The sequence below is a fragment of the Komagataeibacter sp. FNDCR2 genome, from assembly GCF_021295395.1.
In the GTDB taxonomy this organism is placed as follows: domain Bacteria; phylum Pseudomonadota; class Alphaproteobacteria; order Acetobacterales; family Acetobacteraceae; genus Komagataeibacter.
This window is the reverse complement of record NZ_JAIWOU010000001.1, coordinates 416,540-432,889: the sequence shown is the minus strand read 5'-3', so window position 1 is coordinate 432,889 and position 16,350 is coordinate 416,540. Positions and strand designations below refer to the sequence as shown.

Below are 16,350 nucleotides of genomic sequence, written 5' to 3'. Positions count from 1 at the left end.
CAGCAATGTTGCGTAATATCGGGCCGGTCCTGAAAAAAGGAAAACCTTCCACCCCGCAGGCGCACTCCTCCCTTTCCGGCACGACGATGTTCGTTTAAGAACATGTCAGGGCCAGCAACCGGCGTCAGACCGGGCCGGCCTTTCCCATCGACCGATAATAAAAGAATAAAGTGGGTTGAAATGTCGAAGAACCGTCAATTCCTGGGCGAACTGATTTCGGAATGCATCGCGGTCATGATCATCGTAATGATCGGTGATTCCGTGGCCGCCATGTACACGCTGTACGACCCCAGCCCCTACAAATTCTCCTACTGGGGCGTGTGTATCGTATGGGGGCTGGGTGTGACCATCGCCATCTACATAACCGGCAGCGTGTCGGGCACGCACGCCAACCCGGCGGTTTCCGTGGCCCTGGCGCTCTATCGCGGCTTTTCATGGCGCAAGGTGCCCGCCTACTGCGCGGCACAGGTGGTCGGGGGCATGATCGGCGCGGCGCTGGTCTATACGCTGTACCAGCCGGTCATCGACCATTATAACCTGGTTCAGGGCCTGTCGCGCACCGATGGCGGGGCGGCGGGGGTCTTCTTTACCCATCCGGGTGAGAACATCACGCCCCTGCATGCGCTGGTGGATGAAACCATCCTGACCGCGCTGCTGCTGTTCGGCATCTTCGCCATTACATGCGAATACAATACCGTGGCGCCACAGGCCAATTCCAGCGCGCTGATCATCGGGCTGCTTGTGGCCAGCATCGGGGCCTGCGCGGGCTATCTGGAGGCATGGGCCATCAACCCCGCGCGCGATTTCGGGCCGCGCGTGTTCTGTTACCTGATGGGATGGGGGCATTCGGCCTTCCCTTCCCCCGGCGGCTTCTGGTGGGTGCCGGTTGTCGGTCCGCTCTGCGGTGGAGTGATCGGGGCGGGATGTTACCAGTTCCTGATCCGGCCCTTCATTCCCCGCGCCACGACCATGGCCCGGCCACCCGCGCCGTAAGGGAACCCCGGTCCCGGCCCGTTCTTGGCCCGCCCTGATATCCGGGCGGGCCGCTACCGCTGCACGACGGTGCGGATGGCGAAATTGCTTTGTATCCGCGCCACGCCGGGCATGCGCGACAGTTCCTCCTTATGGATACGTTCGTAATCGGCGGCGTCGCGCGCCTCCACGCGGACCAGATAGTCGGCATCCCCTGTCATGAGGTAGCATTCACGCACATCGGGGCATTCGCGCACCCGGGCCTCGAAGCGGCGCAGACATTCCTCCGTCTGGCGTTCAAGGGTGATATGGACGATCACCGTGGTCATGCCATGGACCGAACGCTCATCCACCAGCGCGCGGTAACCGCGTATCACCCCCTCCTTTTCCAGCAGGCGCACCCGCCGCAGGCACGCTGAAGGCGACAGCCCGACACGTTGCGCCAGATCCGCGTTACTCATCCGCCCGTCATGGCGCAGGTTGCGCAGTATGGAATCTGTCATCCGGTCGAACGGCATGGTGAATTTTCCACCTGTTTTCGTATATAATTGCGTACGTGCCATAATAATCGCATAAACTTGTGCCAAACGACAGGACATTTTATTGCCCGGCACGTACGATTACACCTGCCCCGTCCAGTTCATGGAGTACGCCCCGCATGCCCGACCTGCCTTCCACCCTGCCTACATCCGGCTGGGCCGCGCCGGGTGCCGGCGCGTTGCTGGAAATCAGCCTGGGGGCGATCGCGGCCAATTACGACATGCTCAACGCCCGTACCGGCAGCGCCATCTGTGCTGCCGTGGTCAAGGCCGATGCCTATGGTCTGGGGGCGCGACAGGTCGCGCCCGTACTGGAACAGGCCGGGGCGAACGTCTTTTTTGTCGCCCATCTGGAAGAGGGCGTGCGCCTGCGCGCCCATGTTTCCCCCCGCGCGCGGATCCTTGTCCTGCATGGCCCGATGCCGGGCACGCCACGGGACTTCACGGGTCATGACCTGTGCCCGGTTCTGAACAGCATGGAACAGATCGCGGACTGGCGCGCCCATGCCCGGCGGGCGGGCAGCCCCCTGCCCGCCGCCATCCAGGTCGATACCGGCATGTCGCGCTTTGGCCTCTCGCTGGTGGATGTGGAGACACTGGCGGCGGATCCCGCGCTTCTGGCCGGGATCGGGACGCGCCTTGTCATGAGCCACCTCGCCTGCGCCGATACGCCCACCAGCCCCGCAAACGCCATGCAGCGCGCGCGGCTGCTGGATATGGCCGCCCGGCTGCCCGAAGCGCCGCTGGCGCTCTCCGCGTCATCGGGTATTTTCCTGGGGCCGGATTACCATTTCGACCTCGTGCGCCCCGGCGCGGCGCTGTATGGGCTGACCCCGGACGCGGCCCGCCCCAACCCGCTGCACCCCACGGTACGCCTGCGCGCGCGGATCGTGCAGGTCCGCACCATCGGGGCGGGGGACGGCGTTGGCTATGGCCTGACATGGCGGGCCAGCGGGCCCCGCCGGATCGCGACACTGGGCATTGGTTACGCGGACGGATTCCTACGCCACGGGGCCGATGGCGGCTGTGCATGGCTGGGGGAGTACCGCCTGCCCATCCTTGGCCGCATTTCCATGGATTCCACCACCATCGACGTAAGCGACGTGCCGGACGCCGTGCTGGATGCGACCACGCATGTGGACATGATCGGCCCGCGCCACAGCGTGGATGATGTGGCGCGCTGCGCCGGCACAATCGGTTACGAGGTGCTGACAGCACTTGGTTCGCGTTTCCATCGCGCCTACCTGCCGCAGGCCGCGTGATGGGCTTTCACCCGCCACAAAAGGCATCTGAGTCATGAAAATCATTGTTCTGGGTAGTGGTGTCGTCGGTGTGACATCGGCATGGTATCTCGCGCAGGCGGGGCATGAGGTCACGGTGGTGGACCGGGAGCCCGCTGCCGGGCTTGAAACCAGCTTCGCCAATGCGGGGCAGGTCTCGCCGGGGTATTCATCGCCGTGGGCCGGGCCAGGCGTGCCGTTCAAGGCCATGAAATGGCTCATGATGAAATACCGGCCGTTCGTGTTCTGGCCCATGCCGGACCCGCATCTGTGGAAATGGCTGGTGCAGATGCTCGAAAACTGCACCACCACCGCCTATGCCCGCAACAAGGGGCGCATGGTGCGCGTGGCGGAATACAGCCGCGACGTGATGCGCGACCTGCGCGCCGCCACCGGCATCACCTATGATGACCGCCAGATGGGCACGTTGCAGATATTCCGCACGCAAAAGCAGATGGACGCGATAGCGGGCGACATCCGCGTGCTGGAACAGTACAATGTTCCCTACGAGATCCTGGACCGCGAAGGCTGCGTGAAGGCCGAGCCGGGGCTGGCCTCCAGCGCGGGGAAATTCATCGGCGGCCTGCGCCTGCCGGGGGACGAGACGGGGGACGCCTTCATGTTCACCCAGCGCCTTGCCGCGCTGGCCGCACAGGCGGGCGTCACCTTCCATTACGACACCGCCATCCGCACCATGACGGAGGAAGGCGGCCGCATTACCGGCATCGAGACCAGCCGGGGCCGGATGGTGGCTGAATCCTATGTGGTGTCACTGGGCAGCTATTCACCGGGCCTTGTGCGTCATCTGGGGCTGGACCTGCCGATCTACCCGGTCAAGGGTTACTCCCTCACCGCCGAAATCGTGAACGAGAACCAGGCCCCGCTGTCCACCATCATGGATGAGACGTTCAAGATCGGCATTACCCGGCTGGGCAAGCGCATCCGCGTGGGCGGCACGGCGGAGCTTGCCGGTTTTTCCACCCGCCTGCGCGCACCACGGCGCGAAACGCTGGAACATTCGGTGCGGGATCTCTTTCCCGGTGGCGGCGATATCGGTCAGGCCCAGTTCTGGACCGGCCTGCGCCCCATGACACCCGACGGCACGCCCATCATCGGGCGCACCCGCTACGACAACCTGTACCTCAATACCGGCCACGGCACGCTGGGGTGGACCATGGCCTGCGGTTCGGGCCGGGTACTGGCCGATATCATGTCCGGCCGCATGCCCGACATCGCGCACGAGGATCTGGGGCTGGTACGCTACGGCCAGTAAGGCCGGATCACGTTATCGCCTTCCCCCGCCACGCTCAGGGTGGGGGAAAACCCTTCGGGCAGGTCGTCGCCACGCTGGCGCACGACGCGGTAGACCGTGTTGCGCAGCCAGCGATGCACCGGGTCGCTATCCCGGCGCGGATGCCATGCCTGAAACGAGCGTACCGGCGGCAGTTCAAAGGGAAATTCGAACTCCGCCAGATGCATCGAACGGATGGGCAGGTAGTCGATGGCAATGCCCGGCAGGGGCAGGATCATATCCGTCATGCGCAGGGTCTCGACCATGGCGTAATAGGTGGGCACGACCATCACCACCCGCCGCCGCAGGCCGAAACGCTCCCGCAGCACGACATCGATCGGCCCGTGCAGCCGCCCCCGGCGCGAGACACTGATATGTTCGTACCTCACAATCGAGGCGGGCGTGATCCCTTCGGCCAGAATGGGATGGTCGGCGCGCACAAGGGCGCGGAACCCGGTGGGGAACAGGCTTTGCTGGCGGATGTCGGGGCGCATGTCGTCCGATGCGCCAAGGTAGAGGTCCACCCGTCCCTCCCGCAGGTCGTTGCTGGGTTCTTCATCCGTTTCGGGGGCGAAGGTGATGGCGCAGCCGGGGCAGTCCTGCCGCAGGGCGGCAAGGATGGCCGCCCCGAACGCCCCCACGATCAGGTCATTGGCCCGCAGCATGAAATGGGGCGAAAGACCGGCAAGATCCGGCGCGTCCTGTTCTTCCAGCAGGGCATCGGCGCCATCGACCAGGGCGCGCACGCGGTCACGGATTCCCAGCGCGAAGGTGGTCGCGACCATGCGCCGCCCCGATGCGACAAGGATCGGATCCCCAAAGATCACGCGCAGCTTGGCCAGGCTCCGGCTCATGGCGGCCTCGCTCATCTTCAGCCTGCGCGCGGCATGGGATACGCCCTCCTCCTCGATCAGTACCTGAAGGCTGCGCAGCAGGTCGAGATCGTACCGTTTTCTCATGCGCCATTTTCCCCGCTGCATATCCGAAACAAAACCGCCCTGATTATCCTAAAAAAATGGATTTGACCAATCCGTAAAATGGAGGCGTCAACCCGCGCGATCATGGGTATTCGCCTTAATCGCGCACCGCGATCATGGCCCGGATTTTCCCACCGGACGGATCGATGTGAACGCAGCCCCTTCTCCTGCCCCTTCCTATATTCCCCCCTTTGGCCCGCGCACGGTTGTCGGGTGCCTGGGGGTGCTGCTGGCTGTGCATGTCGCCGGGTTCAATGAACATATAACGGAAATCGGCCTGCCCGATATCCGCGGCGCCATGCATATCGGTCACGATGAGGGGACGTGGTTCACCTCCATCTATGAATCGTTCAACATCGCGTCCATGGCGTTCACGCCGTGGTTTTACGTCACATTCTCCATCTATCGCTTTTCGCTGTTCATGACGGCGCTGCTGGGGCTGCTGGCCATTCCGGCGCCCTACATGCCCGACATGACCACGCTGTGCATCCTGCGCGGGGCGCAGGGGCTGGCGGCGGGGTGCCTGCCGCCCATCCTCATGACCGTCATGCTCAAATACCTGCCCGCCCCCATCCGGGTGTTCGGCATTGGCGGCTACGCCATGAGCGCCACCTTCGGCCCCAACCTCGGCGGCCCGCTGGAGGCGATGTGGTTCGAGCATGTCGGCTGGCAGTGGCTGTACTGGGAGACGCTGCCCCTGTGCGTGGTCGCCATCGGCATGATCGGGTGGGGCCTGCCGCGCGATCCGTCGCACTGGGGGCGGTTTCGCAACTTCAACTGGCGCGGTTTCGTGCTGGGCGCGCCTTCCATCATGTGCGTGGTCACGGTGCTTTATCAGGGCGACCGGCTGGACTGGTTCCGCTCGCCCCTCATCACGCACCTGACATGCTGGGGGCTTGCGCTGTTCGTCGCCTTTCTGGTGCATGAATGGTTCCATCACAGCCCGTTCTTCCGCATCCAGTTCTGGGGCAACCGCAACATCGCGATGTCCCTGCTGACGCTGATCGCCTCCCTCATGATCTGCGGGCTGATGACCGAAATTCCATTTACCTACCTGGCCGAGATACGCGGCTACAGGCCGGTTCAGGCCGCCCCCATCGCGCTGGTGGTGGCGCTGCCGCAGCTTGTGCTGCTGCCGCTTACGGCGGCGCTGTGCAACATACGCGCGGTGGACTGCCGCTACGTGCTGGCCATCGGGCTGGCATGCCTGGGTGGGGCGGGCTGGCTGGGCACGTGGCTGACCCCGGACTGGGTGCGCGACAATTTCCTCATCATCCAGATATTGCAGGTGTTCGGCCAGCCCATGGTGGTCATTCCCACGCTCATGCTCTCGGCCCTGGCGCTGGGACCGGCGGATGGCCCGCTGATCTCGGGCATGGTGAACATGCTCAAGGGCATGGCCAACGCCATCGCCACCGCCCTGTTCGAGATCATGCTGCGCAGGCGCGAACAGTACCATTCCACCATGCTGCTGGATCTGCACGGCACGGCGCTGGATGGCATGGGCGAGCCCATTAGCGGGCAGATCGGCGCGACATCGCCCGATGGCGGGCATATCGCGCGCAACGCACTCCAGATTTTCCATACCTACGTGCATGAGCAGTCCACCGTTCTGGCGCTGGCGGACATCTACCTTGTGGTGGTGTGGATCTGCGCCTTTTTCCTTGTCCTGACAGCCATCCTGCCGGGACGTGTCTATGCCCCGCGCGCGCCGGTCCCCGCGCCCGCCGCGCACTGAACCGATCGGGTCCGAAGCAATGCCCCACACGAAGCCCCTCATCCTGGCTGGCGGGACCGTTATCCTGCTGGTCGCCGCCGCATGGACCGCCGACCGCCTAATCTCGGGCAACGGCACGGATGAATATACCAACGACGCTTACGTCACCGCCGATTTCACCACCGTGGCCCCCAAGGTGCCCGGCCGTATCGACCGCGTGATCGCGCAGGACAACGAAGCCGTCCACCCCGGTGAGGAACTGGCCCATATCGAGGATGATGACTACCGCGCCGCGCTTGAGACCGCCCATGGCGCGACGCAGGCGGCACAGGGCGACGTCACGAACCTTGAGGCCGAACTGGTCCGTCAGGTCGCCCTGATCGCGCAGGCGCGCGCCAGCGTGGCGGCGGACCAGGCGCAGCTTGTCTTTGCGCGCCAGAACGCACGGCGTTACCGCAACCTGTCCGCCGATGGGTCGGGCACGCTGGAGCAGAATCAGGACAGCGCCGCCCGCCTGCTCGAGGCCCAGGCCCGTCTCGACCACGACAATGCGGCCGTCGAGGCCGAAACCGACCAGACGGAGGTGCTGCGCGCCCGGCTGCTGCATGCCCGTGGCGCGCTGGAACAGGCGCGCGGGCAGGAACACCAGGCCAGTCTCAACCTGTCCTACTGCACCATTCCCGCCCCGGTTGAAGGCGTGGTGGGCGAACGTGGCGTGCGCGTGGGGGCCTATGTACACGCGGGCACCGCCCTGCTGGCCGTGGTGCCGACGCAGGCGGCCTACGTACTCGCCAATTTTCAGGAAACGCAACTGACGCATGTGCGTACCGGCCAGCGTGCGACCATATGGGTCGATACCTTCCCCGGTCGCCCGCTGCGCGCCCATGTGGACAGTCTGGCCCCGGCCACCGGCGTCGCCTTCGCGCCGATCCAGCCCGACAACGCCACCGGGAATTTCACCAAGGTAGTGCAGCGCATTCCGGTCAAGCTGGTGTTTGACCCGGGCCAGAATCTGGCCGCCCTTGTCCGCGTCGGCATGTCGGTCGAAGCACGGATCGATACCCTGACCCCGCCCGACGGCCCCCACGCGACGGAGGCCCGGTATGCCTGGCAGTAACCCCCCGGCGCGCCATAACCGCCTGCGCGGCCTGATCTGTCTGGGCATGGTCGCGGGGCTGGCCAGCGGCTGCGCGGTCGGCCCGACCTACCGCCACAAGCCACAGCCCGCCCCCGCCACATGGCATGACAGCCTGCCACCGGCGGCCAGCCATGTGGTGGATACCACCATGGGGTCTGAATGGTGGACCATTTTCAACGATCCCACCCTGACCGCGCTGGAAGCCGAGGTCGCGCGCGACAATCTGGACCTGAAGGCGGCTTCATGGCGCTTTGCCCAGAGCATGGCCGAACGCCGCATCGCCAGTTCCGCGCAGTTTCCCCATGCCGAGGCCAATGCCTCCTACGCACGCGAACGCGCCAGCACCAACGGCATACTGGGCCTGCTGGGCACCATGGAATCGCGTGAAGCGGGCACGGTCGCCAGCGGCACGCAGGGGTTCGGGCCGACCGCGCTGCCCGGATCGATTGGCAACCCGTCGTTCAACCTGCCGCAATATGGCATGAACGCCTCGTGGGAAGTGGATATATGGGGGCATGTGCGGCGGCAGGTGGAAGCCGCCACCGCCGCCATGCGCGCCACCGAGGACATGCGGCGCGGGCTTCTCGTCTCGCTCATGGCCGAGACGGCGCAGGATTATCTCGACCTGCGCGGGGTGCAGGCGCGCATCATCATCGTGCAGCATAATATCGAGCTTGCCACCCATACCCTGCGCCTGACCACACGCAGGCTGGAAGAAGGAGCGGCCACCCGCATGGATGTGGCCGACGCCTCCGGCCAGTATGAGGAATTCCGCTCCCGCCTGCCCGTGTTGCAGGATCAGGAAGCGCATCTGGTCAATGCGCTGAGCTTTCTGGTCGCGCGTGAGCCGGGGGCGCTGAAACAGGCCCTTGGGCAAGGGACGGAGGTGCCGCCGGTGCCCGGTGAAATTCCTGTGGGCCTGCCCTCCGGCCTGGCCGAGCGCAGGCCGGACATCCGCATGGCCGAAGAACGGCTGCACGCCGCCACCGCCAGCATTGGCGTCGCCATTGCCGATTTCTTCCCCCGCGTGACGCTGTCGGGCAGTCTGGACGTGCAGGCGCTCCAGTTCAGCGGGTTGGGAAGCTGGGCTTCGCGCCAGTACGGTTTCGGCCCGACCGCCACCTTCCCCATATTCGAGGGCGGGCGCCTGACCGGCCAGCTCCGCCTGCGCAGGGCCCAGCAGAAGGAAGCCGCCATTACCCTGCAACGCACGGTGCTCAAGGCATGGCAGGAAATTGACGATGCGATGGCCGATCTTTCCTCCGCGCAGAACCAGCGCGACCGGCTGGCCGCCGCCGTGGCGCAGAACCAGGTTGCCGTCACCACGGCCCAGCGCCAGTACACCGAAGGCTCGGCCGCCTTTCTCAACGTACTCGACATGCAGGACCGGCTGCTCGATACCCAGTCCCGTCTGATCGAAGCCAACGTGGGTGTCTCCACCGCCGTGACCCATCTCTACCGCGCGCTGGGTGGCGGGTGGGAAAGCCGCTACCCCCTGCCCCCCGCCCGCAGGAAAAAGGGCTGAGAACCTGCGGCAGGACAGCCTGTAACCCGCCCGGGCGGGATCCGGTTACTTCGGGGTTATGGCCGCTTTTTCATACCGGCGGTAGCGCGCGGTCCATACGGCGTCCTTCAGCGCGGCGTCCACGGCATCGGGCGTGGCCTGCGGGGCGACGCCTTCCGCCTGCCCCTGCCGGATGACCGCGCGCGCCACCGCCATGGCCACCGTGCGCAGGTCGGATACAGGCGGCAGCAGGGGCATCGGCTTCGCGTCATCATGCATTGCCGCCGGGGAAAGACCGGCCAGCGCGTGGGCGGCGGCCAGGAACATGCCATCGGTCATGCGCGTGATGCCGCCCGCCACCACCGCCAGCCCCACGCCGGGAAAGACGTAGGAATTGTTGATCTGGTCCACCGGGCGGCTGCTCCCCGCGTAGCTGACCGGGGCAAACGGCCCACCCGTGCCGATAAGGGCGCGGCCCCCCGTCCATTCCAGCAGATCCTGCGGCGTGGCCTCGATATTGGCGGTGGGGTTGGACAGGGCAAAAATGACCGGGCGGGCCGACTGCGCCGCCATGGGGGCCACGATAGCGCGTGTAAAGGCCCCGCCCTGCCCCGATGTGCCGATCAGCATGGTGGGGCGGACATTCTCCATCACCTCCGCCAGCGTGATATGCGCGGGATCGTGCACCTTCCACCCCGATGCGACATCGGCGGGCTGGGCGAAGGGATGCTGGCCCTCCGTCATGCCCTCCATGCCGGTGCGGACGAGGCCGTTAATATCGACCATGAAGAAACGACGGCTGGCCTCCGTAGCCGTCATGCCCCCGGCCACCATCATCCGGGCCAGAAGGTCGGCAATGCCGCAGCCCGCCCCGCCCGCGCCGAAAATGACGATCCGCTGGGTGGCCAGTGGCGCGGCACCCGCCCGGATCGCCGCCAGCAACGCACCCGCCGTAACTGCGGCGGTGCCCTGAATGTCATCGTTATAGGTACACATGCGCGTGCGGTAGCGGCCCAGGATACGCAGCGCGTCCGTGCCGGACAGATCCTCCCAATGCAGGGCGATACTGGGCCAGCGCGCGTTCACTGCGGCGACGAATTCGGCAATGAACGCATCATATTGCGTACCGCGCACCCGCCTGTGCCGCCAGCCGATATATTCAGGGTCTTCCAGCAGGGCCGTGTTGTCCGTGCCCATATCCAGCATGACGGGCAGCGCGCGGGCCGGATCCAGCCCCCCGCACGCGGTGTAGAGCGAGAGCTTGCCAATGGGGATGCCCATGCCATTCGCCCCCTGATCCCCAATGCCGAGAATGCTGCCACCATCGCTCGCCACAATCACACGCACGGCGTCCCATTGCGGGTGGGACAGGATTTCGGCAATGCGGCCCCGGTCCTCGTAGCTCAGGAACAGGCCGCGCGGGCGGGTCCAGATATGGCTGAACTCACGGCAGGCCCGACCGATCGCGGGGGTGTAGATGATGGGGAGCCATGCCTCCAGCGCCTGATCGATAATGGCGTAGAACAGTGTTTCATTCCGGTCCTGGATTTCGCGCAACGCAATGTGGCGCGCGAAATCATCCGGCAGGGCCGCCAGCCGCGCGCGCGCCAGATCAACCTGATCGGCCAGCGTGGCGACGCGGGCGGGCAGCAGGCCATGCAGCCCGAACAGGTCGCGCTCGCGCTCGTCAAACGCATTTCCCTTGTTCAGAACAGGACAATCCAGAAGTTCCCTGCCAGACAAGGTGATCTGGAGGGCATGATGACCAGTGGACTGAGCTGTATCCGACATAAGAACCCGATGTTGCTATAACAATTGATGAACGGGCAGGATACGGATCTGCACATTTACGTGTAGGGTGTGCGATTGCACGCCAACCGTACGCCACGCGCAATCTTGGAATGATTACATGCCCGATGAAATCAGTGACCTGAAGTTTTTCTGCATCCTTGCGGCGGCGGGCAGCATCGCGGGCTGCGCGCGCGCCATGGGCATGTCGCCCGCCGCGATGAGCCGTCGGCTCAGCGCGATGGAGTTCCGCCTTGGCACACGTCTGGTCACACGCACATCGCGCCATTTCGCCCTGACGGCGGAGGGGCTGCGCCTGCATGAAAACGCCGTGCGCATCATGCAGGAAGTGGAGGAGGCGGAGGCGGAACTGACCGCGCGCGCGGGTATTCCGCACGGGCTGCTGCGGGTGGGCGTGCCATCGGAAATCGGGCGCAAGCTGCTGGCCGGTGTCGTGGCCAGCTTTGTGGAGCAGTATCCCGAAGTTACCGTGCACCTGACCCTGTCGGATGCGGGGCTGGACGTGATTGATGACGGGCTGGACATCGCCATCCGCCCCGGCATGCCATCGGATCAGGAGGTAATGACCACAAGCCTGATCAACAGCCGCCGCGTTGTCTGTGCCGCACCGGATTACTGCGCGCGCAAGGGCCTGCCCGCCACGCCGCATGACCTGCTCAAGCATGACTGCATCTGCCTGATCCGGCGGCAGCGCATTTTCAATGAATGGGTCTATTCCGACGGCAAGAGCCGCAAGGAAGTCCACGTGACGCCCCGCCTCGCCACATCCAGCAGCGAAGTGCTGCATGACTGGGCGGTGAGCGGGCGGGGCATTGCGCTGAAGGTGCTGTGGGATATTGCCGATGACCTGAAATGTGGCCGGCTGATCGAATGCCTCAGCACCTACAGGTGGGAGGATGTCACGCTGTACGCGGTGTATCCGTCCCGTGCGCACCTGCCCTCACGCACGCGGTTCTTCCTTGATTTTGTCCGCCGCGAACTGCGCAAGAACTATTTTGGCGCATGATCGCGGCGGTCATTCAGCCCGCCAGATCCAGCCCGCGCACCACCTGCGCCGCCCGCGCCATAAGGGCGGGCATGTCCAGCCCCGGAATCCGGCCATCCACCACCACATGACGGCCTGCGGTGAAGACATGCCGCACATCCGCGGCCCCCGACACCACGGGGGCCAGAAGCGGGTCATGCAGCCCGGCATGGCGGGGCTGGTCCACCCCATGCACCACAAGGTCGGCCGCCATGCCTTCGCGCACGGTGCCGATGGCGTCCAGCCCCAGCACCTTCGCCCCGCCTGCTGTGGCCCAGTGGATCACGTCCTCGCTCGTGACGCTGGCGGGACCGTGGATGGCGCGATGGATCATCCAGGCCGCATGCATCTCGGTCCCCATGTCGCAGGCCTCGTTGGAGGCCGCGCCATCCACCGCCAGTGACACATTCCCGCCCGCATGCATCATGGCGGGTGCGGGGGCGATGCCCGAACCAAGGCGGCAGTTGCTCTGCGGGCAGTGCGCCATGCCGGTTCCGGTGCGGGCCAGCAGGGCGATTTCCGCCGCATCGAGGTGGACGAGATGGGCATACCACACATCCGGCCCCGTCCAGCCATGCTCGGCCACGAACGGCACGGGGCGCATGCCGTAACGCTCCATGCAGAACGTGACATAATTCACTGTTTCGGACAGGTGGGAATGCAGCCCGATGCCCATGTCACGCGCGGCCTGGGCCGATACCCGCAATTCGTCGGGGGTCATGCCCCATGTGGGGGTATTGGGGGCCAGCACCACGCGGCGCATGGCGTCGGGCGCGGGGTCGTTGTACCGCGCGGCCAGATCCGCCACGCGACGCAGCATCGTGTCCAGATCCTCGTTCGGGCTGGGGATGATGTCATCCGTGTCCAGCTTGCGGCTGTGGGTGGTGCCGCCGCGCGCCAGCACGAAGCGCAGGCCCATCCGCCGCGCCGTGTCGAACAGCACATGCGCGGGATCGTAACGGTAGCTGTCGGCAAACAGGTAGTGGTGGTCGGCCACCGTGGTGCAGCCCGACAGCAGCAGTTCCGCCATGCCCACGCTGGCCGCCGTAGCCAGCGCGGTTTCATCGATCCGGCTCCAGTAGGTGGAGGGCACGAGCCGCAGCCACGTTTCCAGCGGTGCGTCAATGGCGGTGGGAATGCCCTTGAGCATGCTCTGGAACAGGTGGTGATGGGTGCAGACCAGCCCCGGCGTGATCACCCCACCCTTCGCATCCACCGTGATCTCGCCCGGTATTGGCGCGATCTCGCCAATCCCGGCGATGACGCCGTCCTTTATATGTACATCACCGTGCCGCCGGGCCAGCGTGTCGCGCTGGCCCGTCAGGATGCCCGATGCGTTACGGATAACAATATTGGTCTGGTTCATTACCGGCCGTATCCCGATCCATCATGCATGGGTTCGCCCCTTACGCCTTGGGCGCGTAATTGGCGTTGATCCGCTCATCCAGATAATCCTGCGCGGTAATGGGATCATATTTCTTTTGTGGCCCCTGAATGATGGCGTCGCGGTTGGCCTGACAGAAGAACGGCAGCGACAGCCGTGGCCCCAGATATTCATCCCGCCGGGGCATGCGCACCCGGTGCAGGGTGGATTTGAGGCGGTCATCGCTCCAGCGCATCAGCATATCGCCAATATTGCAGGTCACGGCCCCGCGCACGGGCGGGACATCGGTCCAGGCCGGATTATCCGCGTCCTTGCCGGGACAGACCTGTAGCCCGCCCTGCCCCGGACGCTGGTGCAGCAGCGTCAGGCAGTCGAAATCGGAATGCGCGCCGGCGCGCCAGAACTCGAAATCCGCATCCGTGGCGTTTTCCATGCTCATGTAATGGATCAGCCGCAGGGTGCTCTGGTAGTGCGGGGAGGCGGGATCATGGTTATGGGTGAAGAAATCCGCGTCAAAACCCAGCTTGATGGCGAAGCAGGACAGGATCTTCATGCCCAGTTCCCAGTTCTGCCGCTCGAACCGGCGCATGCGCGCCTGAAAGCCGGGCAGTTCACGTTCATCAGGCCACACATTATCCATATCGGACAGGGTGATCTGGTATGATTCCTTGTTATCGGGCTTGCCGGTGGAAGGACGGACCTGCGCGCGGTATTCCCACCCGGCATTGGAACCCGCCCTGCGGCGGAAGCGGTCTTTTTCCTGCATGGGCAGGTCAAAGAAATTCCATGCGGCGGCGAAGGCGGCGTCCACGTCGTCCTCGGCTATGCCATGGTTCAGCACCTGAAAAAAGCCGACCTGCGTTGCCGCGTCCCACAGCGCATCGGCAATCTCGGCCTTGCGGTTTTCATAATCGGACAGGTCGATCTGCGGCACGGCGCGGGCGACGCAGGTGCCCATGCCGCCGATCGTGGCTTCACGGTTGAGTTCTTCCAGCGCGTAAGGGGCGTGGGCGGGGGTGGATGAGCGAGACATGCAGTATTCTCCGGTCAGAATATTTCTGTGCGGGGCATGGCGGGCAGAACATGGAAAACCGGAGCCTGATCGCATGGCGATAGCCCGGAAACGAAAACTGTTTTTTCAGGAAATGTCGTGCACGGCAGCGGCCCACTAATCAGAAAACAGATTGGTGTGGAGCAATGCCCAGGATGAAAATCCAGACCGCTTCTACTCGCCCGCCAAGAACATCATGAACGGATATTTGCCGTCAAGATAAAAAACATTACGGCAGCAGAACCGTGCAGCAGGTGCCCTGCCCCGGTGTGCTGGCCAGTTCCAGCCGCCCGCCGTGGCGGTCCACGATATGCCTTACAATGGCCAGTCCCAGCCCCGTGCCCTGGTCGTTGCCATTGCGCACGCTGGCCTGCGGCACGCGGTAGAAGCGTTCCGTCAGACGCGGCAGGTGATGGGGTTCGATACCCGGCCCGTTATCGCGCACATACAGGCGCAGTTCGCCCGTATCCTCCCACTCGGCCCCGATTTCGATGCGCGCGGTGGCGGGCGGCAGGGGGCGCCCGTAGCGGCACGCGTTCTCGCACAGGTTGACCAGCACCTGCAGTATCTGGTCGGCATCGCCGCGCAGGATTCCGGGCGGGGCGGGATGGATGATGATGTCCGCCCGGTCTTCCGCCGGTCTGCCCTGCAGTTCATCATGCAGGCGGGCAAACAGGTCCGCCACCACGATGTGACCCTGCGGGCGCTGGTGTTCGAGCATCTGCACACGCGACAGGTACAGCAGCCGGTCGATCAGGCGCTGCATGCGCGCGGCCTGCCGGGCCATGATGGCGAGGAATTTCTGTCGCGCCGCGGCATCATTCGCCGCCGGGCCCTGCAATGTCTCGATAAAGCCGATCAGGGCGGCCAGCGGCGTGCGCAGCTCATGGCTGGCATGGGCCACGAAGTCACTGCGTGTCCGGTCCAGCATCTCGCGGTCGGTGGCGTCAAACAGCACGACGCCACAGGCGGCCTGCCCTTTCCATTGTCCCGTTTTGACAAAAGCCTGCACGACCCGGCGCACGGGCACATCCGTCTCGATCCGGACTTCGCCCACCCTGCCCGGCTTCAGGTCGGCCACGGCGCGTTGCAGGCTGGGGTGGCGGATCATGGTGCCCAGCCCCTCGGCGAACTGGGCCTGCGCACTGGCATTGACATGCAGCAGCCGCCCGCTGCGGCCCAGCACCACCAGGGCCACCGGCAGGTCATCCACCTGCATGCTGTCCGGTTCCTCGGCACTGGCCGGATCGGCCAGCAGGCGCGCGGGAGTCGTGGGCAACAGGCCAGTGGCGCCATGCCGGCGCATGACCAGGCCAGTTGCGGTTACACCCACCATGAACCCGATCGCCATCAGAACAAGCGCCGACACACCATACTCCCCCATCCGGGCCCGCCCACGGCATGGCACGGCCCGTGCCGGGAGGCCATAGCCCCGGACGAAAGACCGTTATTTTGAAATATAATTATAATTTGTGCAGCGCAAAATTAATATAATTCTGTATTGTTTGACAGTTTGATAATTTTATCTTAAACACCGAAGCATAATAAAATAAAAAACAATGGTGGCCAAAATCATGACCCGTCCCGCCTTTCCCGCCGCAGCACCTGTTGTTGTCACGCATGCCGGACGTCAGCTTCCGGGCTGACCAACCGCCCTTTGCCTG

General features: G+C 64.9%; 13 protein-coding genes. 7 read left to right on the top strand and 6 right to left on the bottom strand.

Annotated features, from left to right (window positions below):
• The first annotated feature begins 180 nt into the window (after nucleotides 1–180).
• Nucleotides 181–993, top strand: coding sequence for an MIP/aquaporin family protein (locus tag LDL28_RS01925; RefSeq protein WP_233056960.1), 813 nt, complete (start codon nucleotides 181–183; stop codon nucleotides 991–993).
• Between the two features lie 53 nt (nucleotides 994–1,046).
• Here the strand turns inward: LDL28_RS01925 and LDL28_RS01920 are convergent, their stop codons facing one another.
• Nucleotides 1,047–1,490, bottom strand: a complete 444-nt coding sequence (locus tag LDL28_RS01920; protein ID WP_025814186.1) for an Lrp/AsnC family transcriptional regulator — start codon at nucleotides 1,488–1,490, stop codon at nucleotides 1,047–1,049.
• 140 nt (nucleotides 1,491–1,630) lie between these two features.
• Between LDL28_RS01920 and alr the strand changes: the two genes are divergently transcribed.
• Together alr and LDL28_RS01910 are read left to right on the top strand one after the other, a co-directional pair.
• On the top strand, nucleotides 1,631–2,773 hold the full coding sequence (gene alr / locus LDL28_RS01915; RefSeq protein ID WP_233056959.1) for an alanine racemase: 1,143 nt from the start codon (nucleotides 1,631–1,633) through the stop codon (nucleotides 2,771–2,773).
• Between the two features lie 34 nt (nucleotides 2,774–2,807).
• Nucleotides 2,808–4,064, top strand: a complete 1,257-nt coding sequence (locus LDL28_RS01910; protein WP_233056958.1) for a D-amino acid dehydrogenase — start codon at nucleotides 2,808–2,810, stop codon at nucleotides 4,062–4,064.
• Here the strand turns inward: LDL28_RS01910 and LDL28_RS01905 are convergent.
• The gene (locus tag LDL28_RS01905) at nucleotides 4,052–5,041 is read right to left on the bottom strand and encodes a LysR family transcriptional regulator (protein ID WP_233056957.1); all 990 of its coding nucleotides are present in this window, start codon (nucleotides 5,039–5,041) and stop codon (nucleotides 4,052–4,054) included. The genes LDL28_RS01910 and LDL28_RS01905 overlap by 13 nt on opposite strands.
• 166 nt (nucleotides 5,042–5,207) lie before the next feature.
• Between LDL28_RS01905 and LDL28_RS01900 the strand changes: the two genes are divergently transcribed.
• Genes LDL28_RS01900 through LDL28_RS01890 form a run of 3 tightly spaced genes read left to right on the top strand, consistent with a single transcriptional unit; the run spans nucleotide 5,208 to nucleotide 9,439 of the window.
• Nucleotides 5,208–6,797 (top strand): MFS transporter, encoded by a 1,590-nt coding sequence (locus LDL28_RS01900; RefSeq protein WP_233056956.1) that lies wholly within the window; start codon nucleotides 5,208–5,210, stop codon nucleotides 6,795–6,797.
• Between the two features lie 19 nt (nucleotides 6,798–6,816).
• Nucleotides 6,817–7,893: an HlyD family secretion protein gene (locus tag LDL28_RS01895; RefSeq protein WP_233056955.1), complete on the top strand. Its 1,077-nt coding sequence runs from the start codon at nucleotides 6,817–6,819 to the stop codon at nucleotides 7,891–7,893.
• A complete protein-coding gene (locus tag LDL28_RS01890) occupies nucleotides 7,880–9,439 on the top strand; it encodes an efflux transporter outer membrane subunit (RefSeq protein ID WP_370636203.1) in 1,560 nt (519 codons plus the stop codon). The genes LDL28_RS01895 and LDL28_RS01890 overlap by 14 nt, the downstream gene beginning before the upstream one ends.
• Nucleotides 9,440–9,484: 45 nt before the next feature.
• Here the strand turns inward: LDL28_RS01890 and LDL28_RS01885 are convergent, their stop codons facing one another.
• Complete coding sequence (locus LDL28_RS01885; protein WP_233056954.1) at nucleotides 9,485–11,209, bottom strand: NAD-dependent malic enzyme; 1,725 nt, start codon at nucleotides 11,207–11,209, stop codon at nucleotides 9,485–9,487.
• 118 nt (nucleotides 11,210–11,327) lie between these two features.
• Here LDL28_RS01885 and LDL28_RS01880 point away from each other — a divergent pair, with 118 nt between their 5' ends.
• Complete coding sequence (locus LDL28_RS01880) at nucleotides 11,328–12,233, top strand: LysR family transcriptional regulator (RefSeq protein WP_233056953.1); 906 nt, start codon at nucleotides 11,328–11,330, stop codon at nucleotides 12,231–12,233.
• Between the two features lie 13 nt (nucleotides 12,234–12,246).
• On the opposite strand, the gene LDL28_RS01875 is transcribed toward LDL28_RS01880, so the two are convergent.
• The 3 genes from LDL28_RS01875 to LDL28_RS01865 all read right to left on the bottom strand — a co-directional run bounded on the left by LDL28_RS01875 (nucleotide 12,247) and on the right by LDL28_RS01865 (nucleotide 16,094).
• Nucleotides 12,247–13,617 (bottom strand): amidohydrolase family protein, encoded by a 1,371-nt coding sequence (locus LDL28_RS01875; protein ID WP_233056952.1) that lies wholly within the window; start codon nucleotides 13,615–13,617, stop codon nucleotides 12,247–12,249.
• Between the two features lie 40 nt (nucleotides 13,618–13,657).
• Nucleotides 13,658–14,668: an isopenicillin N synthase family oxygenase gene (locus tag LDL28_RS01870; protein WP_233056951.1), complete on the bottom strand. Its 1,011-nt coding sequence runs from the start codon at nucleotides 14,666–14,668 to the stop codon at nucleotides 13,658–13,660.
• Nucleotides 14,669–14,915: 247 nt separating this feature from the next.
• A complete protein-coding gene (locus tag LDL28_RS01865; protein WP_370636202.1) occupies nucleotides 14,916–16,094 on the bottom strand; it encodes a sensor histidine kinase in 1,179 nt (392 codons plus the stop codon).
• Nucleotides 16,095–16,350 lie beyond the last annotated feature (256 nt).